Consider the following 21,638-nt stretch of genomic DNA (forward strand, 5'->3'; position numbering starts at 1 on the left):
TAAGCTGATCTTTTAATAGAGAAAAAATCCCCTCAATCTGTTAAATCTGCGTGAAACCCTTCCACAAACAAAACACTACCGCACAAAAAAACCGTCTCTTGTTAGGGAGACGGTTTGCTTATTTTATAGTTTCTGATTACCAGATTTTAACTCGTTTGTCCGGGTCAACATACATTTTATCCCCTTTCTTGATTCCGAAAGCATCATAAAAAGCATCTACATTCTGAATTGGCACATACGCTCTGTACATTCCAGGAGAGTGCGGATCTGTTTTCACCTGACTTTTGATTGCTTCGTCTCTTGATTTTGTTCTCCAAACAGTAGCCCAAGAAATAAAGAAACGTTGCTCCGGTGTAAATCCATCAATTAAACCAGGATTTCCGTTTGCTTTTAAATACAATTGTAGTCCATCGTAAGCAGCGTTTATTCCACCTAAATCACCAATATTTTCCCCTAAAGTAAATTTACCATCTACGTGAATTCCAGGTAACGGCTCTAAAGCACTGTATTGTGCTGCAAGTGCCCCACCAAGTGCTGTAAATTGTTTCAAGTCATCAGCAGTCCACCAGTCAACTAAATTTCCGTCAGCGTTGTAACGAGCACCTGAATCATCAAAACCGTGTGAAATTTCGTGACCAATTACCGCTCCGATTCCACCATAATTTACTGCTTCATCAGCTTGGTAGTTGTAAAATGGAGGTTGCAGAATAGCTGCAGGGAAAACAATTTCGTTATAAGAAGGATTAAAATAAGCATTTACCGTTTGTGGAGACATTCCCCATTCTGTTTTGTCAACCGGTTTGCCCAATTTAGCTAAATCTTCTTTGAAATCCCATTTAGAGAACGTTTGCATGTTAGAGAAATACGTTCCTCCTTCAGCAACATTTTTAATTGTCAAAGCAGAATAATCTTTCCATTTGTCCGGATAACCAATTTTAACGGTAAGTTTCTTCAACTTTTCAATTGCTTTTACTTTTGTCTCAGCCGACATCCATGCCAAAGCATTGATTCTGTTTTCGTATGCCAAAATCACATTTTGAATCATTTTCTGCGCTTTCACTTTTGCTTCAGCAGGAAATAATTTTTCAACATATAATTTCCCTAACGCTTCTCCAACAGTATTATTAACTACCTGCAAAGCTCTTTCTTCACGTGGACGTTGTTTTAACGTTCCGGTTAATGTTTTTCCGTAGAAATCAAAATTAGCATTTTCGATATCAGTCGATAACAAAGAAGCTGATCCGTTAAGAACAGACCATTTTAGGTATTCTTTCCACTCTTCTACTTTTTTTGCTGTAAAAATCTTTTCCAGATCGGCCATGTAACGGGGTTGAGTTACAATAACAGTATCAACTTTTGCCATTCCGATTCCGGCAAAATATTTATCCCATTGAATAGAAGGAACTGTCTTTTTTAAATCCGCAACAGCAGTTGGGTTGTATTGTTTTCTACGGTCTCTGCGTTCTACACGATCTAATCTTGGTGCAGACATAGCGGTTTCTAAAGCTAAAATCTGAGCTGCACTTTGTTTTGCTTTTGCAGGAGACTCGCCAATAAACTGCATCATTCTGGCAATGTGAAGTTCGTATTTAGCGCGTTTTTCTTTAGAATCTTTATCATCAGCATTGTAATAATCTTTATCCGATAAACCTAAACGTCCTGGTCCCATACTCACCGAATTCACATTACTGTTTTTCGCATCAGCACTAACTCCAACTCCAAAAAAACCAACACCACCCTGAGGTTCCATTTCGATAAGGAAATTTTGTAAATCCGCTACGTTTTTAATAGCATCAATTTTCTTTAAAATAGGCTCAATCGGTTTTATACCTTGTTTGTTTCTTCCAACAGTATCTAAAATAGTATTGTATAAAGCAATTGCCTTACCTTGATCTGTGTTTGATTTGTACTTTGGATCTTTCGAAGCTTCTTTTAATATAGCAAGCGAATTATCATCCGTTCTTTGTCTCAATTCATTAAAACTTCCCCATGAATTTCTGTCACTAGGAATTTCCGTTTTGTCTAACCAACTTCCGTTTACGTAGCGAAAAAAATCTTCACTTGGACTAATTTTGGTATTCATGTACGAAACATTGATACCCGGTTCCTTTGGTTTTGCATCCTGAGCCTGCGCAGCTAAAAATGTAAACATTGCAGAAACAACACAAAACATAGGCTTGTTTAGCTGTTTAATCATTATAATTTATTATTTAAGGTTTAACACAAACATATTGTTATTATTTCAAACTTTATGTTAAAATTGAACAATAATCTGCCACAGCTTTTTTAATGCAAATATTTCATCACAATAAGCTAAAAATTTCATGAATATATATTCCCTTTTTACCTTCTATTTGAAATTGTTTTTGGAATATTTGCCAAACCAATTCAAACAAAAGTGAAAGCAAGAATACAAGCCGCATTATCCGGTAGAGTTGAAGCTATCGGACTACCAATTCTCGCCTTATGTTGGGTAAGTTTCTTTTGGGGAACTACTTGGCTGGCCTCAAAAGAAGGTGTAAAACATATGCCTGCTTTACAACTGGCAACCATTCGTCAGTTTTTAGGAGGCATACTCTATGTTGGTTATTTCTTATATAAAAAAGAACTTTGGCCCAAAGGCAAACAATGGACAACGATTTTGATCCTAGCCATCTTAAATTTTGTTTGCAGTAACGGTTTAAGCACCTGGGGAGTAAAATACATAAGCAGCGGACTTGGTGCCATCATTGGTGCGATCTTCCCAATCTGGATTGTTGTTATTTGTTTCTTTAAAGGGGAGCGAATAGCCAAACTGGCCGTAACCGGACTTTTAATTTGTTTTGGAGGAATCTGTATTATTTTTATGGATCATTTGGGTGATTTTTTACGACCGGATTTTCAATTTGGAATCTTCCTGTCTGTTGCATCGACCATTACGTGGGCTTTCGGGATTTTACATACCAAGAAAAAAGCAGCCAGTTTTAATCCGTATTTTAGTTTGGGATTACAAATGCTGATTTCAAGTTTTATCCTTTTGAGTGTAACAGAGCTTTCCGGAATTAATATCCCTTACAGTCAAATACCAACAACTTCCTGGTGGGCGATTGCCTATTTGGTAATCATTGGTTCTGTATTAACTTTTATTGCTTTTATATATTCTTTGCAACATCTTCCAACTGAAGTTAGCAGCATTTATGCGTATATCAATCCGGTTGTAGCTATTTTATTAGGCTCCTTTATTTTTGGGGAAATGCTTACACAGGCCATTACAATTGGAGTGATCGTAACATTGATTGGATTGTATCTCGTAAACAAATCGATTCGAAAATTAAAAAAATAATATAAAATAGTACATCACCAAAGTTAAAAAAACAAGGAATAAGGGTTTTAAAAACTGCTTTTTGTATTTTTGCGCCAAATCAAGTTTATGAAATCCTTACTTTACAAATACCGCAAATTCTTTATCGTATTAACTGTATTTTCTGTTATAACTCTTTCTTTGTTTTATTCTGCTTTAAAACCGCAAAAAACATTACCGATTTACAATCCCGCCGATGTAAATCCGGAAATGGTAGACAGTACGGTTCAATACAAAAGTAAGTACCACACCATTGCCGATTTCTCTTTTGTAAACCAAAACGGAGATACTATCACGCAGAAAAACTATGAAGGCAAAGTATATGTAGCCGATTTTTTCTTTACAACTTGTGGTTCTATCTGTCCTAAAATGACAACCAATCTGGCCGATGTTCAAAAGGCCGTTCTGAATAACCCAAAAGTAATGTTATTGTCCCATACTGTATTTCCTGAAGTAGACAGCATTCCTGTTCTAAAAGCGTACGCCATAAAACATGGTGTAGTAGACAGCAAATGGAATTTGGTTACCGGAGACAAAAAAGAGATTTACACCATGGCCAGAAAATCTTATCTGGCAGTAAAATTGGGCAGACCCGATCAACTATACGATATGGTGCATACCGAGAATTTTGTTTTGGTAGATCAAAAACGTCGCGTTAGAGGTTTCTACGACGGAACGAATAAAGAAGACGTAAAACGTCTGATAGAAGACATCAATTTCCTTTGCGAAGAGTAAAATCTCTCAATTTTTAGAAACATTTAGCATTTGTGTAAGCATTAAACGCCATTAAATACAGAATAATTGCCTATTTTTGCAATCTAAATTCAATCTAAATAAGCTTGCAAAATACTATCCACACTCTGAAAAAAGGCGAGAAAGCCATTATCAAAGATTTTGATATCGATGTTATTCCTCTCAAATTATTAGAAATGGGTTGCTTGCCGGGCAGCATAGTAGAATTACTTCAGATTGCCCCTTTTGGAGATCCTTTGTACTTGGACATTAATGGTTCTCATGTGGCTATTCGCATAGAAACTGCTCGTGAAATTGAAGTTGAACTTATCAAAACCAATTTGTAATGAGTGTTCAAAATATCAATGTTGCCCTTATTGGGAATCCAAATACAGGAAAAACTTCAGTATTCAATCAACTTACCGGACTAAACCAACACGTTGGGAACTATCCGGGGATTACCGTTGAGAAAAAAATGGGTTTCTGTAAACTCCCTCAAAACATCAAAGCAAACATACTGGACCTTCCGGGAACGTATAGTCTGAACGCAAGTTCTATGGATGAAAGTGTCGTGATTGAGCTTTTGCTTAACAAAAACGACAAATTATATCCCGATGTTGCCATTGTTATTACGGATGTAGAGAATTTAAAACGAAATCTTCTTATTTATACCCAAATAAAAGACCTTGAAATTCCAACGATATTAGTCATCAACATGGCCGATCGCATGGAAACAAAAGGAATTACCCTTGACATTCCGCTACTTGAAGCGCAACTTAAGACTAAAATTGCTTTGGTTAGTTCGCGCAAAGGGCACGGAATTGATGCGTTAAAAGAATTAATTGTTTCGTACAAAACACTTCCAACAGAACCTTGCCTGAATGCATCGGTTATGGATAAAGCTTATTTTGAAAGCTTACAACAGGCATTCCCGAATCAATTGTTATATAAATTGTGGCTGGTTATTACCCAAGATGTAAACTTTTCGAATTTAGATCGACATGAAATTCGTAATACATTTACAAAATCACATTCTGAATTAAAACGCCTGCAACAGCAGGAAACCATAAAACGTTATCAATTTATAAATAATGTTTTAAAAGAAGGATTGAAAGTCGATGCCTCAATGGCAAAAGACATCAGAGCCAAATTAGATCGTGTATTGACCCACAAAGTATGGGGATATGCTATTTTTCTTGGAATTTTGTTTCTTATTTTCCAATCGATTTTTTCATGGTCTACTATTCCAATGGACTTTATTGACGGTAGTTTTGCGGCATTAAGTGCCTGGACAGCCGAAACATTACCAAGTGGAATCCTAACAGACTTACTCTCTGAAGGAATAATTCCGGGAATAGGTGGAGTGATCATTTTCATTCCTCAAATTGCCTTTCTGTTTTTATTCATTTCGATTTTAGAAGAAAGCGGTTATATGAGTCGCGTCGTCTTTTTGATGGATAAAATCATGCGCAGATTTGGGCTTTCAGGAAAAAGTGTGGTGCCTTTAATATCGGGAACGGCTTGTGCTATTCCGGCGATCATGGCAACCCGTAATATTGAAAACTGGAAAGAACGTCTCATTACCATTTTAGTAACACCATTTACAACCTGTTCCGCAAGATTACCGGTTTATGCGATTATTATCTCTTTAGTAATACCAAGTAAACGAGTGTTCGGAATCCTGAATCTTCAAGGTTTAACGCTGATGCTTCTGTATGTTTTAGGATTTGCAGGTGCGATTATTTCAGCCTATATTTTAAATAAAGTTCTAAAATTAAATACTAAAACGTATTTCGTTGTCGAAATGCCAAGTTATAAACTACCCCTTTTTAAGAATGTTGCCATCAATGTTGTTGAAAAAACCAAAGCGTTTGTTGTAGGTGCAGGTAAAATCATTTTGGCCATATCGGTTATTTTGTGGTTTTTGGCATCTTACGGGCCAGGAAAGAATTTTAACGACGCGGAAGCCATCGTAAAAGAAAGAACTGCTGAAAAGCATTTGAATGAGGTTGAATTTCAAAACGAAGTAAACTCTCAAAAACTAGAGAATTCGTATATCGGATTGATGGGAAGAGCCATCGAACCGGCAATTGCACCATTGGGTTACGATTGGAAAATTGGAATCGCACTAATCAGCTCATTTGCAGCCCGTGAAGTTTTTGTGGGGACTTTAGCAACGATATACAGTGTGGGTGACAGTGAAAACGAAGACACTATAAAAAGTAAGATGCAACAGGAAGTTAATCCGCAAACCGGTGAAAAGATCTTTAATTTTGCTTCGGGAATTTCACTCTTGTTATTCTATGCCTTTGCGATGCAATGTGCCAGTACACTTGCCATCACAAAAAAAGAAACCAATTCGTGGAAATGGCCTGCTATGCAGCTATTCCTTATGAGTGCTTTGGCTTATTTTGCTGCATTAATTGCCTTCCAAATTTTAAAATAAAAAGCCATGGTACAAGAAATTATTGCCTTCGCCATATTAGGATTCGCCGTTGCCTTTCTGATCAAAAAATTCTTCTGGAAATCTAAGAAGAAAAAAGATTGTGGTGATGACAATTGCGGGTGTGGGTGATTTTTTTTCTAAAGGCTCTGAGGTTCTGAGTTGCTAAGATTCTGAGATTTTAAACTTAGCAACTATATTTCCCTTGAGATTTAACTGCAAGCAACGGAAAGTTTGAGCATAACATTACGATTCCTTTTTACTTTTATACCCTATTTTTCTGCACGCAGATTTAGCAGATTAGGCTGATCTTATTTACCTCTTATAAAAAATCTGTGCAATCTGCTATCCGAGTGATAGCGAACTGGCGAAGGAAATCTGCCTGCAAAAGAAAATCTTTTCGAGCCTTGGTTAATTTTTTAATTACAAAGTAAAGACACGGTTCGCAAAATTTTTCCGCACAGTCCACTTTCGCTCAGGAAGACAAAAAGACGGTCATCGAAACCAAAACTGAAAACTGAGACTGAAAACTGAGACTGAGACTGAGACTGAAAACTAAAAAAAACTACTTAACACCCTCCCACTCAGCATAGAACTGCGACAGGAACAACTCCATAAAATGATGTCTTTCGGCAGCGATTTGTTTTCCGGTTTCGGTATTCATTTTGTCTTTTAGGAGTAAAAGCTTTTCGTAGAAATGATTTATTGTAGGCGCATTGTTATTCTTGTACTCCTCTTTGGTCATGTTTGTAACCGGAGCAATTTCGGGATTATACAATGCTCTGTTTTTAAAGCCTCCATAGTTAAAAGCTCTAGCCACTCCAATGGCTCCAATGGCATCTAAACGATCCGCATCCTGGACAATATCTAACTCTATAGAAGAAAACTTCTTTTCGAAGTTACCGCCTTTGTATGAGATGTTTTCAATGATTTTTATAACGTGTACAATAAGTTCTTCGGAAACATTTTCTGATTCCAGAAACAAACGAGCAGTCTTTGGTCCAATCGTTTCATCTCCGTTATGAAATTTACTGTCGGCAATATCATGAAGCAAAGCTCCTAATTGAACTACTGTAAGATCACAAGTTGTGTTTTTAGCAATTAAAAGCGCATTTTTATACACACGCTCAATATGAAACCAATCGTGTCCGCCTTCAGCATCGTTCAATTTTTCTTTTACAAAAACTATCGTTTTGTTTATTAGGTCTGTAATATTCATAACTTTTTTACTGTTAAACGAATTCTATTTATGTTTAGTATCGGTACAAAGATTTACTTGAGCTCCCTCATTTTCATTTAAATCTAAACTGAAATTAACCTTATAAAAAATGTTGATTATCAAAGACTTGTTAGCTTCAACAATCAACATTAATTTATTATTTTTATTAAATGCAACTTAATTGCAATATCAAAAATCAATCAAAATCAGAAATTCAAGCCTCGCCAAAAAATCTAAAATCTAAAATCTTAAGTCTAAGATTTACAATCTAGCCGGTTCTACCCATTTGAAAATATGCGACTCCTGTGGAATAACCAATCTCTCCGAGATTCTTGCCATACGAGCCGGTAATTTCATTAAATAATCACGTGCTTTTTCGGCTTCATCTGTTAAATTAGAAATCTTATCAATTTCCCATTTATCGATTAGTTTTTGCATGATATCTACATAATCGTTTGCTGTGTAAACACCGATACGTTGTGCTGAATCTGAAAATTGCTCAAAAGCAGAACTAATCTTTTGACCTGATTCTCTTAGGAAATGTGCCGGCATAACGATTTTTTGTTTCATCATATATTGAAACGCCAACATCATTTCGCTTGGATCAACCTGGAAAATTCTAGTTACAAATTCGCTGTACGCATGATGATGACGCATTTCGTCACCAGCAATCATTTTACACATTTTAGACAACTTATTGTCACCAAACTTCTTCGCCATTTGAGCAACTCTATTGTGCGAAACATAAGTTGCTAATTCCTGGAAACTAGTGTATACAAAGTTTTTATACGGATCAGATCCCGTTCCGATATCAAAACCGTCGTTGATTAAATGCTGTGTGGTCATTTCGATTTCACGCATGTTCACACGTCCTGACAAATACAAGTATTTATTCAATAAATCTCCGTGGCGGTTTTCTTCACCCGTCCATTGACGGATCCATTTTGACCAACCATTTCCACCATTTTCTACCTGATTTATTCCTTCTACATCCATCAACCAGGATTCGTAAGTTGGTAAAGCTTCTTCTGTGATCGTATCACCAACAAGTGTTACCCAGAAATCATATGGCAATTCTTTAGCAATCTCGCGCAACTCTCTTACCTCTTCAAAGAAGTTATCTCCTTCAGAATTAGGCAAAAAATCAGACGGTTGCCAAATTTTTTCCACTGGAATTAAATACTGCTCAACGAAGCTGTCCACGTTTTTTTCCAAAAACTGCATTACTTCTAATCTAATGTTTTTTATAGACATTACTTATTTTAGATTTGGGATTTAAGCTTTAGCATACACTACAAGCAAAAATCTATTTATATTCATTTACTCCTTCTACAACTGCCTTTTCTGTAAGCGCCATTAACTCGGCAAAATCATAATCCTTTACCGCCATCGCTTTATGAGCTGTAAAGGTAAGGTGATTTCCTAAACCAACAGGAAAAAAACCAAAACGTACCATTTTCCATGAATTGTTGATACTTATCGGTACCACATAGGCTGATGGTGCATATTTACATAAGATTTTTAATCCACTTTGGGCAAATTCTTTCGGTTTTCCGGTTTTGCTTCTTGTGCCTTCGGGGAAAATAACGGCAGATCTCGTGTTTTTTTCAATATACTCAGACAGACCCTTGATTACCGGGATCGCCTGTTTAGGGTCTTTACGGTCAATTAGCACAGATCCTCCATGTCGTAAATTGAATGAGACACTTGGAATTCCACTACCTAACTCTTTCTTACTGACAAATTTACAATGAAATCGTCTAAAGTACCAAATCATTGCCACGATATCGTACATACTTTGGTGATTCGACACAAATATTAAGGGAACTCCGGTAGGAATTATCTCCCTGTTCTCTATTTTATAAGTTGTTCCCGCAAGATTAGTACATCTTAAAAGGAAGAAGTTTAAATAATCAACGCTTTTTTTATGAGCCTGATAACCAAAAACGTTTAGGCAGATCCATTGAATTGGGTGAAAAACAACCAGACACAATCCAAAACATAAATAATAAATTACGGATATGGGATACGAAATTATCTTTTGCATGCTTGAAAAAATTAAAGGCCAAAAGTAATAAATAAATTTTTAGCGCTATTAAAATTAAAAACAATAACCGTATTTCTGGTTTAATTGTACCTTTGCCTGATAATTTTGCAAATTTTTTCTGAACTAAATGAACTTTACCTATCCCAAAAATGAACGTTTAAAAAGCAAAACAACAATTGGTTTACTGTTTTCTGAAGGAAAATCAGTTTCAAAATACCCGTTGCGTTTGGTTTATCATGTTGGAGAAGTGGAAGCTGAAGAAAAAATCAAAGTTGGCGTTTCGGTCTCAAAAAAGTACTTCAAAAAGGCCGTCGACCGCAATTACTTCAAACGTGTTTTAAGGGAAACCTATCGCCTCAACAAACACTTACTTTGGGACAATCTGGAAGGAAACTATTCTTTTATGCTTTTTTACCAGACTAAAGACCGATTATCGTACGAAGAAATCAATACCAAAACAATCCAGTTGTTTGAAAAATTCCTTATTCAGCTAAACAAAACGAACGATTCTGAAAATAAAACTGAGTTATAAGATTCGAAAGACAACTTAATTTATCAAATTAGATAAAAAATTCTAAAAAAATTGTAGTTTTAGCTCTAAATTGAAATTTTATGCGATATATCTTCTACGTATTCTTTTTTGTATTGTTTTTAGCGGGTTGTGGAAAGGAACAACAAGATGAAGTTAATAACGACATTAAGATTTCGGCTATAAAACTGCCTGCCAAAAAAATGGAATCGGATGCAAGTTATGACAAAGAAGTTCCGCCGCCACCTGAAATTCCACAAAAAATAATCCGACAAGCCACTTTGCGATTTGAAACGAGTGATTTAGAAAGTACTTTTGAACAAATCCAAAAAGCGATAAAAGACAACAAAGGAAACGTACAGAATGATACGGAAGAAAAAGGATATAATACAGCATCCAGAAACATAACCGTTCGTGTTCCCAGTCAGAATTTTGATGCTTTCCTGCAATCCATTTCAAAAGGAGTTTCTTATTTTGATACCAAGCAGATTTCCAGTGATGATGTAACAACACAATATATCGACCTGGATTCCAGATTAAAAACAAAACGCAAATTAGAAAGCCGCTATCTCGAGATCCTTCAAAGAGCCACTAAAATCAGTGAGATATTAGAAATAGAAAAACAGATTTCTGCTATCCGCGAAGAAATTGAAGCAAAAGAAGGGCAATTAAAATACTTAGAAAACCGTGTTTCGGAAAGCACTTTTTATATTGAGTTTTATAAAACAACAGCCGAAAGAGAAGGCGTTAAGGTTTCCTATGGTTCAAAAATACTAAACGCTATAAAATCCGGTTTTTTCGAATTATCCGGTTTATTTATCTGGATCATAAGTGTCTGGCCGTTTATACTATTATTTGGCGTGTTGGGTTATTACATTAGAAGAAGATTTAAAAGAAAAAAAATATAATCATGTATCCTTATTTCAAAAAGAAGTTTGTCATTCCTGTCGTTGCGGCCGGGTTTTTATTTATCGGAACCAGTTTCAAAGACGATTTTTTCGAAATAGCCAAGCAAATCGAAATTTTCACCACCTTATTCAAAGCGGTGAACACCAATTATGTGGACGACACTAATCCGGGAGATTTGATGGATAAAGCCATTAAAAGCATGTTGGGCAGCTTAGATCCGTACACGGTTTATTTTAATGAACAGGATGTTGTCAACTTCAAAATCAACAACACAGGTGAGTATACCGGAATTGGTGCTCTGATTGCCCGAAAAAAAGACCGTCTGATTGTTCGTGAACCTTATAAAAATTATCCTGCCGACAAAGCCGGACTAAAAGCGGGAGATGAAATTATCCAGATTGGGGATGTCTTAATCGCCGATTTTCAAGATGATGCTTCGCAATTATTAAAAGGAGCAAAAAATACCAAAATCACCATAAAATACCTGCGTCAGGGAAAACCATTTACAACAGAATTGGTTTTAGACGAGGTCGATATTAAATCGGTGCCCTTTTACGGAAAAATCGATGATAAAACCGGTTATATCGTTTTGGCCCATTTTAGCAGAAAAGCAGCCGCTGAAGTAAAAGAAGCTTTAGAAAAATTAAAAGCGGACGGCGCCAAACAAATTGTACTTGATCTACGCGGAAATCCGGGAGGTTTGTTAAACGAAGCCATCGATATTTGCAATTTGTTTGTTCCAAAGAATGAGGTAATTGTGACTACAAAATCAAGGATTGAAAAACACAACAATATTTACAAAACACAAAGAGACCCTGTAGATACCGAGATTCCGTTAGCCATCTTGGTAAACGGGAGAAGTGCCTCGGCATCAGAAATTGTCTCTGGAGCTTTACAGGATTTAGATCGTGCTGTAATTCTGGGAAGTCGCAGTTTTGGAAAAGGTCTGGTACAACGTTCTGTTGATCTGACCTACGGAACACAGCTAAAAGTGACTATTTCACGTTATTACACCCCTTCCGGTCGTTGCATACAGGCTTTGGATTATGCGCATAAAGACAAAAATGGTGTGGCACAAAAAACGGACTCCAAAAACTTTACTGCTTTTAAAACCCGAAAAGGCAGAACCGTATATGATGGTGGTGGCGTTTTACCGGATATTGAATTAGACGAGGCAAAAATGAGTCCGATCACCACTGCCTTATTAAAAAACGACGGTATCTTTGACTATGCTACAACTTACTACTATAAAAATCCGAATCTGGGTGATAAAATCCCTGTTGTAACCGATGCTGATTACACCAGTTTTAAACAGTATTTAAAAACCAACAAAATTACTTTTGATACAGAAACAGAAGTGGCTTTGAAAAACACTTTGGCTGCAGCCAAAAACGAAAAAATAGACGAAACAATTGCGCCTGAATACCAACAATTATTAAACGCCCTTGAGAAAAGCGAAACTACTTTGCTAGATAAAAACCAGAAAGAAATTAAAAACCTGATTCAGGAGGAACTTATCAAAAGGTACCAATATCAGGAAGGTTTGTATCAATTTTACATTAAAAACAATTCAGAAATTAAAAAGGCCGTAAACGTTTTAAACAATCAGACTGAATATAAAACGATTTTAAAAATGTAAAAAATGAAATTTTGTAAAACACTGTTTCTTTTCTTTATTTTCATCCACCTGTCAGCTCAAAAGAAACCCGTCGAAACGGTATATTTTGATTTTGACAAATTTGATCTTACTGAAAAACAGACAGACGTTATTACAAAATTTATAAAAACCATTGACACTTCAAAAATCGAATCGGTACAGATTTACGGGTATTGTGACGATCGCGGTAATGATGAATACAATTTTCGATTGTCTAATAATCGCGTCAATACCATTCAGAAATTATTAATAGAAAATGGTTTTAATCAAAGTAAAATAATCATCCTTGAAGGAAAAGGACGGGTGATCATCAAACCCGATACAGTAGAAAACCTGCACGAAACCCGTTCGCAAAACCGCCGTGTCGATTTGATCGCCGTAAAGAAGAACTCGTTCGGAAAAGGAATTCATACTTCGTTTAAAAACCGTCTAAAAGTAGGCGATAAAATCTATTTAGACAATATTTTATTTGATTTAGGAAGTTCTAAACTCACGAATAATTCCAAAAAAGAATTAGACAAAATCGCCAAAATTCTTGAGCAAAAGAAAACCCTTGAGTTCGAAATTCGAGGACATGTCTGTTGCACGCCTGAAATTTATAGCGACGGAATTGACAAAGTTACTAAGGAAAGGAGACTTTCCTGGAACCGGGCCAAAACCGTTTTTATCTATTTGATGGATCGAAAAATATCCAAAAGTCGCATGACGTATCAAGGTTGTGGCAATAAATATCCACTGGGCAAAGGAGACAACTTAGACCGACGCGTGGAGTTTGTGATTACCAAAGTTTGATTTTAACTTAAGTCCGTTGCATTTCAATATGCGGGATATCGTCTTCCAGATACATTTCGCTAGTTGGAACAAAACCGTGACTTTCGTAGAATTTCTTTAGATACAACTGCGCTCCGATTGTAATTTTATCGGTACCAAAATTAGCTTTTATGCCTGCAATGGCCTCGCGCATTAAATCGTGTCCCCATTTCTTATCTCTATAATTGGCATCGACCACCACTCTGCCGATTGACGCATAGTCAAAACTAATTCCGGCATCAAATAATCGCGAATAAGCGACTACTTTTCCATCGTACTCACCAATTAGGTGCAAAGCGAGCTTGTCTTTACCGTCAGGATCTAAATAAACGCAGTTTTGCTCGACTACAAAGATCTCACTCCTTAGTTTGAGCAAATCATATACCTCATGTGCTGTTAATGCCTCAAAGGGCTTTATTTTCCATTTTATTTCCATCTGATTCTGTTTTTGTGCTATTGTAAAAATGGATTCCATCTTTTCTATATTTCAAACATAGAAAAATTATTCTTTAGAGTTGTGTTAAAGAACTAAATTAATTTTACAGACTTAATGGGTCGCTTAACGGTTAACAAGTCAAATTTTACGTGTTTTATGGTATTAAGGTCGACTAAGATCACTAAAAATTCGAATGGTATTGTTTACAAAATATTATGCACGCGGATTTTACAGATTTAGCGGATTTTTTTATTGGGCAGATTAACAAATCTTCTTGATCTGTCATCCTTGTTATAGTGAACAGGTCAAGCAAATCCGCTTGAAAATGTTAATTCCAACTTGCTTGAATTAATATCTGAAGGTGTAGACAACTTCATATCCTTGAATAGCCCTGCGAAAGGATTTCCCAGGTTTCAAACTATAGTTGCCCTTATACCAACAGGCTGTTAAACGAGCATGCTAATGCAATTATGATTAATAAAATTCCCGCAATTAAAAAAAAGCAGGAAGCAAACAACAACAATCCACAATAATTTAAATCTTTCTCAAAGCTTAATCCTTCCCTTTTTATAGATTCTCCAAGTCGGATAAGTTCGGGTCTGTTATTTATTACTTTCTCCTCCATTTCTGACAATTTTTGTCGCATACGAAAACCCCTTATAAAATGAGTCATGCAATGGGTCGAAAAGTAACGGTGAATTAATGCTACCAGTGCTGCAACTATTAATGTTAATGCGCCAAGAAACAGAAGTATTTTATTTTCGGAAAATGGATCGATAAATATATTTTTCTTTCCATCATCTGTAACTTTAAATAGTACATTGGTAATTAAAAATCCATATATCGTTAAACCAAGTAATGAAAGCCTCAATATCTCTGAGGAAAAACCTTGATACTTCTCTAAAATTATAAAATCAACTTTATAGATATCCTCACCAATTGGGATGTCACTTAAATATTTACTTCGAAGTGTTCTCATAAGTTAAACGTTAGGTAGTTACATACAACTTCAAATGTACGAAACTCTTATAAAATGCGGTAAAAATATCCTAAAGCTGATTTAACCGCAAGGAGCGCAAAGAGGTTACGCAAGGTTCGCTAAGTTTTTTTTCCCCGTATGTCAGGCTGAGCGAAGTCGAAGCCCCCCCCTTTTCAATTAACTAGCCTTCGACTTCGCTCAGGGTGACAGTAGTATGAAGTAGAAATTGATTGTTATTTTGTGAAAACTTGTTTTTAACCGCAAGCAACGCAAGGTTTTTTTGATATGGGGGGCTTTGCAAAAAACGCAAAGTTCGCAAAGCTTGATCTGAAAAACTTTATGCAAGGGCCACAAAGTTTAAAAAAAGTGGCCATCCCAATAATTTGAGACGGCCACTTTTTTTCCTTGTAGAAAATAGGATTACTGTTTCTTCATCAAGATTTCCATACTCTTGAATTCCTCCCCTTTTTTGACTTCAAACATTTCCATTTTACGGGTTGTGGCGTCTACGAAGGTGTATAATTCTCTGTAGGGTGTTTTTTTGCCGTTTAATGGGTTTATCATGTCGCCTTTAAATTCTATACTTTTACTTTTTTCATCGTACTTCCCTATGGCCACCAACATACCGGTTCCCATATTATCAATGAAAGTAGTGGTGTATTCTTTACTGGCATTATTGTAGGCTAAGGTGCTTTTACCCTCAAAGGATTGTCCCATCATCATTCCTTTGTAATTGGATTCCTGATAACGACCGCCAAGTATCATTTTGTTGACTGCGGTAGAACTCGCTTTTTGAGGTTTGCCGTTCGGTTCCATCCAAAAAGTCATGTCACACTTCCAGGTACCATTTTCGTCAGCCATCATTTTGTGTGGAGTTCCGGGGGTTCCGTAAGCAATCCACGCTTTTTCTTGTGCCGCAGAATCGAGAGGTCGTTCTGCAATTGCTTCTTCTGTTTTTATACTGTCCGCAACTTTAGCATTATCGGCTTCGGTTTTCCCATCCTTTTTACAAGAAGAAAAACAAAATACGGACATCGATACTATCACATAAATTTTTTTCATAATTATCTCATTTAAAGTTTATTAAACAAAAGTAACGAAAAAACAGAAGCTATCTTTTATCTACTTTAACTGATTTTATGATCGCTTCAAGATCCAGCATTAAATCACGTTCTTCATCGGATGGGGAATAACAAAATCCTTCAATAACCAAAATTCTATTGTATGCCTCATCAATAATAGCATAATTGATAAACGGACCGGTCATGAAATCATTTTTTAGTTCCCAGGTTCCTTTGGTCTCAAAAGTCTTCTTTCCGTTTAATTCCGTCACTAAAAAATAGGGTGCATAGGCTTCACCCGTTATCATTTGTGTATTGGTTTCCCGTCCCTTTATATATCGGCCAACAGAATCTCTCATTTTAACGATATCCTCTACAACATTAGACCCTCGTTTAAGTTTTTTTAAGGGAACTTGATAGATAAGCAAACTTGTACTGCCACTAATGATCTCCTTTTTTAGCCAGATAAAATTCTTTTTATGCAACATGTATTCGTATCCGCTGGGAATTTGCAAATCGATATGAAATTTATTCTTTATAATAGTCGGATGCAAAAGTGATTTGCTGTTATCTTCCTGAATTTTCTGAATTTCGGCATCGCGGATCATTTTGATCATTTCAGCCGAATTTAATTCGATGCTGCAAATGATATCATCGACCGATTTTGCATAAATCCGAAAGGTGTTGTGCGGTAAAGAATGGGGATTGTGTTTTATCTCGAACTTATCGATCGTGCCTTTTTTTATGACAATAATACTTCGGCTGTCGGTAACGAAGCCTTCAAGAAGTTTGGCAGGATATTGATTGATCGTAAACAAAGGTTCTTCCTGTGTAAGACCAAGAACCGGAGAGGCAAATTTATTTCTGACGCTGTCGCCCACTTCGCCATACCACAACTGATCATCGATGATAACAGAAATGGTGTTTGTTTTGCCTGATACAGGCTCAGGATGTTTGTCGTTTTTAAAACAAGAAACGAACAAACACGAAAGTAAAAGCAATAAAAAATGGGTTTTATTCATTTTTTTAATTTATGAAATAAAACCCAAATTTAGTTAAGATTTTTTATTATCCGTTTATTTTAAGTTTCATTCCCGGTTTTAAATCATCATCTTTAATTCCATTCCACTTTTTAATATCTGAAATTGTTACTCCAGGATACTTTTTAGAAATACTATACAATGAATCTCCCTTTTTAACGTAATAGTCTTTACCTAAGTCTTTTGATGCTGCTTTCTTTTTGAATGAATCAACAGAATTTGAAGCAATTGCTTTCGTTTCTACAGTAACCTCTTCAATAACAGCTGTGTTTTTAGAAACTACCAAAGTTTTTCCTAAAACAATATTATTTGAAGTCAGACTATTTAGTTCTTTTAAGTCAGCAATAGTCGTACCGAATTTTTTAGCAATACTACCTAAATTATCTCCGCTTGCCACAATATACTCCTGAGACTGCTCCGTTGCTTTTTCTTTATGGTCTGCAGCTGCAATAGCTTCTTCATTCGCTTTTCTATCCAAATCCGGAGTTTTCAACTCTTTCGAATTTTTAGCTAGCGGATCATTTGCTTTGATTTTTAACGTTTTACCGTAAGCTACCGTGTTCGTTTTGATATTGTTCCATTTTTTTAATTCCGGAATCGAAACATCATATTTACTTGCAATTGAACCTAGATTGTCTCCTTTACGAACTTTATAAAATTGGATATCTTGTATGTCTTTTTCTACTTTCGCATCGACTTTTACTTTCGCTTTCGCTTTAGGTGCAACCTTCATAGCCAGTTGGATAGGAAGACCTTTAAATTCAGAATCGTGTTTTACGTATGCGTAAATTTTATCCTCGTTAGAAACAAAAGTTGCCACTTTATCTTTTGGCAAACGCAGATAATGCGCTTCGTTTTGATAAAACGGTACTATATTTAATTTGTATGAAGGATTTAAAAGTTGAATCTGTGCTTGTGGCATGTCTAACAAATCAGCTATTTGTTTGAATGACATTTGCGACTTAACCTGAACCGTATCGGTTTCGAAGTTTTTTACTACAGCTCTTTGTGGATTAATACCGTGTTCTTTATGGTATTCAAAAAGATACATGGTAGCCAGGAAAGCAGGAACATACCCTTGTGTTTCTTTTGGAAGGTGATTGCGAATATCCCAGTATTTTGTTTTTCCGCCGGAACGACGAATTGCTTTAGTAACATTTCCGGGTCCTGAATTGTAAGAGGCTAAAACAAGTTCCCAATTGCCAAAGATGTTAAACATCTTGGTCATGTATTCTGAACAGGCTGCAGTTGCTTTTAAAGGATCACTGCGTTCGTCAATATAGGAATCGATTTTAAGCGCGTATTGCTTTCCGGTTCCGTACATGAATTGCCAAATTCCTGTGGCGCCCATTTTAGAAACTGCTTTAGGATTTAAAGCAGATTCTACAACGGCTAAATATTTAATTTCCAAAGGAACATTTTGCTTGGCAAAGGCGTCCTCAAAAATTGGAAAATAGTATTCTGATAAGGACATCAATCGTGAAAACGATTTTTTCCTGTTTTTCAAGAACGATTTTATAATATTTTCAAGTCCCTGATTGTACTCAATTTCAAAAGGCGATTTCCCATTCATGGCCTGCAGTCGCTCCTTGAGCAACTCGGTTGGCAATTCTTCATTGACCGAAACATCAGAATTGATGGTTTGAATGTCTTTTGTTAAATCGTCGTATATATCCAGGCTCACTAATTCATTCATCCAGAGACTGTCTACACGTGTAGCCAGTTCATCTTTTTTGAAAGTACTCTTAACCGAATCTAAATACGATATTTTTACTTCAGGCTTAATTGGAGCGTCTGTATTTGCAACATCTTGTGCAAAAGCAGCGATCGAAAAAAAAGCTGAAACCGCTAAGGAAATTTTTTTTACAATCATAGAACATTTATTTCAATAGGCTATAATTCAAAGCATTATAACACCATCATTTTGCAAACTTAAATGGTTTACAGCTGAAAACTATCTAAAAAAATGTTAAAACTACGATTTAATCTAAAATCGCAGCGATTCCCGGAAGTACTTTTCCTTCTAACATTTCAAGCATAGCACCACCACCTGTAGACACATAACTCATTTTATCTTCGAAACCAAATTGCTTCACTGCTGCAACAGAATCACCCCCTCCAACTAAAGAGAAAGCTCCGTTTCCTGTAGCTTCTGCGATATAATCACCAAGGGCAATTGTACCTTTCGCAAAAGATTCCATTTCAAAAACACCTAATGGACCATTCCATAAAATTGTTTTTGACTCTAAAATCACTTTTTTGAAGCTTTCTAAAGATTTAGGACCTGCATCAAGACCTTGCCATCCATCAGGAATTGCTGTAACATCTACTACTTGCGTATTTGCCGTATTAGAGAAATCATCAGCAGCGACAACATCAACAGGAATGTGAACCTGTACCCCTTTTTCTTTAGCTAATCTTAGGATTTCAAGCGCTAATTCTTGTTTATCATCTTCACAAATAGATTTTCCAATTTTACCACCAAGCGCTTTAACGAACGTAAAAGTCATTCCGCCTCCAATGATCATGTGATCTACTTTGTCCAAAATATTTTCGATAACCGTAATTTTAGAAGATACTTTAGATCCGCCTAAAATAGCAGTTACCGGTTTTTCACTGTTTTTAAGTACTTTGTTTAAGCTTTCTATTTCTTTTGCCAATAAGGTTCCAAAACATTTTTCAGTTGGAAAGAATTGGGCAATAATAGTCGTAGAAGCATGCGCTCTGTGCGCCGTTCCGAAGGCATCATTTACATAGATGTCTCCAAGTGACGCTAATTCTTTCGCAAAAGCCACATCTCCAGCTTCTTCTTCTTTATGAAAACGCAAATTTTCCAATAATAGTACTTCTCCCGCTTTAAGATTATTTGAAGCAGTCTGAGCAACATCTCCAACACAGTTTTCAGCGAACTGAACAGGAACTCCTAAAATTTCAGAAGCTGTCTTTAAAATATGTTTTAATGAGTATTTCTCTTCAACACCAGTTGGTCTTCCTAAGTGCGACATTAAAATTACACTTCCGCCTTGTGCCAAAATAGCATCAATAGTTGGTTTTGCAGCTTCGATACGCGTAGCATCCGTTACATTAAATTTTTCATCCAGCGGCACATTAAAGTCAACACGGATTATTGCTTTTTTATTTTTAAAATCGAAATTGTTTAAAGTTTTCATTTGATACTTATTTAATATTTTGAAAGAAAAACAAATATAGAACTTTTAAAGTAGTATTAAATTCGAAAAAAACAAAAATAGCGGGTCTATGAAAACGAAAACGTTGTAAATTATGAAAAAAAACAAATTTATATTTAAAAAAGATAAAAATGCTTATTTATATACTAACCGTTAAAACATACTGCAAACTAAAACTCCTGATCTTGTCAGAAAATTAGTTTGCAGTATACCTCAACTGTAAATTTTATTAATCGTGAACCGGACTTTGTGTACAAGGACAGCTACTAATAGATCCCAAGAAATCGAATCCGATAGTGACCATGTGCGTTCCTGAGTTGTAAGCTCCAAGATCATTGAACATCACCTGATACGAATACCCGAAGTAGAACTTAGATTTCATAAACCCGGCCATTGGTCCTACTGCCAAAGGTTTTCCAAACTGATCGTTTAGGAATCTATACGAAACCCCAACCCAGTAATAGTCTTCGTAACGGTTGTAGTGTCTGTACTTGAAGTTAAAATCGGTACTGGAACGTTTATCATTTGCAAAATACTGGTAGTACACAGATGGTTCGTATTCTATTCGACTGTTTTCTGAATCTCTAAATACATATCCGGTATATACCTGATAATTGGATAACAATCGTGGTTCAAGAGCTCTGCTGGCATCCTTGCCGGTAACACCAAACTTGTCTATATTTTTCTTTAAGAGGTTGTTGGCATTAAAACTAACATAAAAATCTTTGAAACGATATAAGGCACTGACATCAAAGTTATTGTTTGCTGTATATCTGTCATCTGTAACATAGGCATCCAACGGTCTATTGGTCGTACTCTCGAACTCATTAACATCAATTCGGAAAGTATTGAAGTTATATGAAATACCAAATGATAAATATTGTTTAGAATAATAATCTAAGATCAAATGGTGTGCGAAAGAGACTTTAGCACCGGTTTGTCTGGTGTATCCATTTTTATCATTATACATCGAAATACCAACTCCCGAACGATCGAGAATCCTGAAATCTGCATACACAGACTGGTTTTGAGGAGCGTCTTTGACACCAACCCATTGTGTAAGTCCATTGGCCCTAATTCTAAGATTGTCGCCAATACCTGCATAGGCAGGAGAAAGAACAAAAGGGTTGTCGGCAAGATACTGCGTAAATACCGGTAGGTTTAACTCCTGGCTGTAACTTGTCGTTACAGCCATAAGTACTAAGGATAAAATTAATTTTTTCATTGTAATAATTTTTTTAGATAACA

At 36.0% G+C, this 21,638-nt stretch carries 20 protein-coding genes; 9 read left to right on the top strand and 11 right to left on the bottom strand.

What is annotated here, in order from left to right:
• Positions 1–136: 136 nt before the first annotated feature.
• Positions 137–2,197, bottom strand: a complete 2,061-nt coding sequence (locus tag LNP23_RS04380; RefSeq protein WP_230003987.1) for a M13 family metallopeptidase — start codon at positions 2,195–2,197, stop codon at positions 137–139.
• A 201-nt stretch (positions 2,198–2,398) separates the two neighbouring features.
• Between LNP23_RS04380 and LNP23_RS04385 the strand changes: the two genes are divergently transcribed.
• From LNP23_RS04385 to LNP23_RS04405, 5 genes are all read left to right on the top strand, one after another.
• Positions 2,399–3,322 (top strand): DMT family transporter, encoded by a 924-nt coding sequence (locus LNP23_RS04385; RefSeq protein WP_230003989.1) that lies wholly within the window; start codon positions 2,399–2,401, stop codon positions 3,320–3,322.
• 87 nt (positions 3,323–3,409) lie between these two features.
• The gene (locus tag LNP23_RS04390; protein ID WP_047776876.1) at positions 3,410–4,075 is read left to right on the top strand and encodes an SCO family protein; all 666 of its coding nucleotides are present in this window, start codon (positions 3,410–3,412) and stop codon (positions 4,073–4,075) included.
• A gap of 104 nt (positions 4,076–4,179) precedes the next feature.
• Complete coding sequence (locus LNP23_RS04395) at positions 4,180–4,419, top strand: FeoA family protein (protein WP_047776875.1); 240 nt, start codon at positions 4,180–4,182, stop codon at positions 4,417–4,419.
• Positions 4,419–6,518: a ferrous iron transport protein B gene (feoB, locus tag LNP23_RS04400; RefSeq protein ID WP_230003991.1), complete on the top strand. Its 2,100-nt coding sequence runs from the start codon at positions 4,419–4,421 to the stop codon at positions 6,516–6,518. The genes LNP23_RS04395 and feoB overlap by 1 nt, the downstream gene beginning before the upstream one ends.
• A 6-nt stretch (positions 6,519–6,524) precedes the next feature.
• Complete coding sequence (locus tag LNP23_RS04405) at positions 6,525–6,647, top strand: FeoB-associated Cys-rich membrane protein (RefSeq protein WP_230003993.1); 123 nt, start codon at positions 6,525–6,527, stop codon at positions 6,645–6,647.
• 433 nt (positions 6,648–7,080) lie between these two features.
• Here LNP23_RS04405 and LNP23_RS04410 read toward each other — a convergent pair whose 3' ends face one another.
• The 3 genes from LNP23_RS04410 to LNP23_RS04420 all read right to left on the bottom strand — a co-directional run bounded on the left by LNP23_RS04410 (position 7,081) and on the right by LNP23_RS04420 (position 9,781).
• Positions 7,081–7,734: an HD domain-containing protein gene (locus LNP23_RS04410; RefSeq protein ID WP_230003995.1), complete on the bottom strand. Its 654-nt coding sequence runs from the start codon at positions 7,732–7,734 to the stop codon at positions 7,081–7,083.
• Between the two features lie 261 nt (positions 7,735–7,995).
• Positions 7,996–8,988: an acyl-ACP desaturase gene (locus tag LNP23_RS04415; protein WP_047776872.1), complete on the bottom strand. Its 993-nt coding sequence runs from the start codon at positions 8,986–8,988 to the stop codon at positions 7,996–7,998.
• A 52-nt stretch (positions 8,989–9,040) separates the two neighbouring features.
• On the bottom strand, positions 9,041–9,781 hold the full coding sequence (locus tag LNP23_RS04420; RefSeq protein WP_047776871.1) for a lysophospholipid acyltransferase family protein: 741 nt from the start codon (positions 9,779–9,781) through the stop codon (positions 9,041–9,043).
• Positions 9,782–9,908: 127 nt separating this feature from the next.
• Between LNP23_RS04420 and rnpA the strand changes: the two genes are divergently transcribed.
• The 4 genes from rnpA (at position 9,909) to LNP23_RS04440 (ending at position 13,668) form a co-directional block, all read left to right on the top strand.
• Positions 9,909–10,313 carry a ribonuclease P protein component gene (gene rnpA, locus LNP23_RS04425; protein WP_230003997.1) on the top strand — a complete coding sequence of 135 codons (405 nt, stop codon included), beginning with the start codon at positions 9,909–9,911 and terminating at the stop codon, positions 10,311–10,313.
• Positions 10,314–10,393: 80 nt separating this feature from the next.
• Positions 10,394–11,218, top strand: a complete 825-nt coding sequence (locus LNP23_RS04430) for a DUF4349 domain-containing protein (protein WP_230003999.1) — start codon at positions 10,394–10,396, stop codon at positions 11,216–11,218.
• Positions 11,219–11,220: 2 nt separating this feature from the next.
• Positions 11,221–12,858, top strand: a complete 1,638-nt coding sequence (locus LNP23_RS04435) for a S41 family peptidase (RefSeq protein ID WP_230004001.1) — start codon at positions 11,221–11,223, stop codon at positions 12,856–12,858.
• Positions 12,859–12,861: 3 nt separating this feature from the next.
• Positions 12,862–13,668: an OmpA family protein gene (locus LNP23_RS04440; RefSeq protein ID WP_230004003.1), complete on the top strand. Its 807-nt coding sequence runs from the start codon at positions 12,862–12,864 to the stop codon at positions 13,666–13,668.
• Between the two features lie 7 nt (positions 13,669–13,675).
• Here LNP23_RS04440 and LNP23_RS04445 read toward each other — a convergent pair whose 3' ends face one another.
• The 7 genes from LNP23_RS04445 to LNP23_RS04475 form a co-directional block, all read right to left on the bottom strand.
• A complete protein-coding gene (locus LNP23_RS04445) occupies positions 13,676–14,122 on the bottom strand; it encodes a GNAT family N-acetyltransferase (RefSeq protein WP_230005135.1) in 447 nt (148 codons plus the stop codon).
• Between the two features lie 430 nt (positions 14,123–14,552).
• Positions 14,553–15,101 carry a hypothetical protein gene (locus LNP23_RS04450; RefSeq protein ID WP_230004005.1) on the bottom strand — a complete coding sequence of 183 codons (549 nt, stop codon included), beginning with the start codon at positions 15,099–15,101 and terminating at the stop codon, positions 14,553–14,555.
• Positions 15,102–15,521: 420 nt separating this feature from the next.
• Complete coding sequence (locus LNP23_RS04455) at positions 15,522–16,163, bottom strand: DUF1579 domain-containing protein (RefSeq protein ID WP_230004007.1); 642 nt, start codon at positions 16,161–16,163, stop codon at positions 15,522–15,524.
• A 49-nt stretch (positions 16,164–16,212) separates the two neighbouring features.
• Positions 16,213–17,184, bottom strand: coding sequence for a DUF4837 family protein (locus LNP23_RS04460; RefSeq protein ID WP_230004009.1), 972 nt, complete (start codon positions 17,182–17,184; stop codon positions 16,213–16,215).
• Between the two features lie 46 nt (positions 17,185–17,230).
• Positions 17,231–19,075 carry a LysM peptidoglycan-binding domain-containing protein gene (locus LNP23_RS04465; protein ID WP_230004011.1) on the bottom strand — a complete coding sequence of 615 codons (1,845 nt, stop codon included), beginning with the start codon at positions 19,073–19,075 and terminating at the stop codon, positions 17,231–17,233.
• Between the two features lie 109 nt (positions 19,076–19,184).
• On the bottom strand, positions 19,185–20,372 hold the full coding sequence (locus LNP23_RS04470) for a phosphoglycerate kinase (protein WP_230004013.1): 1,188 nt from the start codon (positions 20,370–20,372) through the stop codon (positions 19,185–19,187).
• 247 nt (positions 20,373–20,619) lie between these two features.
• Positions 20,620–21,615 (bottom strand): PorP/SprF family type IX secretion system membrane protein, encoded by a 996-nt coding sequence (locus tag LNP23_RS04475; protein WP_047777093.1) that lies wholly within the window; start codon positions 21,613–21,615, stop codon positions 20,620–20,622.
• Positions 21,616–21,638 lie beyond the last annotated feature (23 nt).

Source organism: Flavobacterium cupriresistens (assembly GCF_020911925.1).
Taxonomy (GTDB): domain Bacteria; phylum Bacteroidota; class Bacteroidia; order Flavobacteriales; family Flavobacteriaceae; genus Flavobacterium; species Flavobacterium cupriresistens.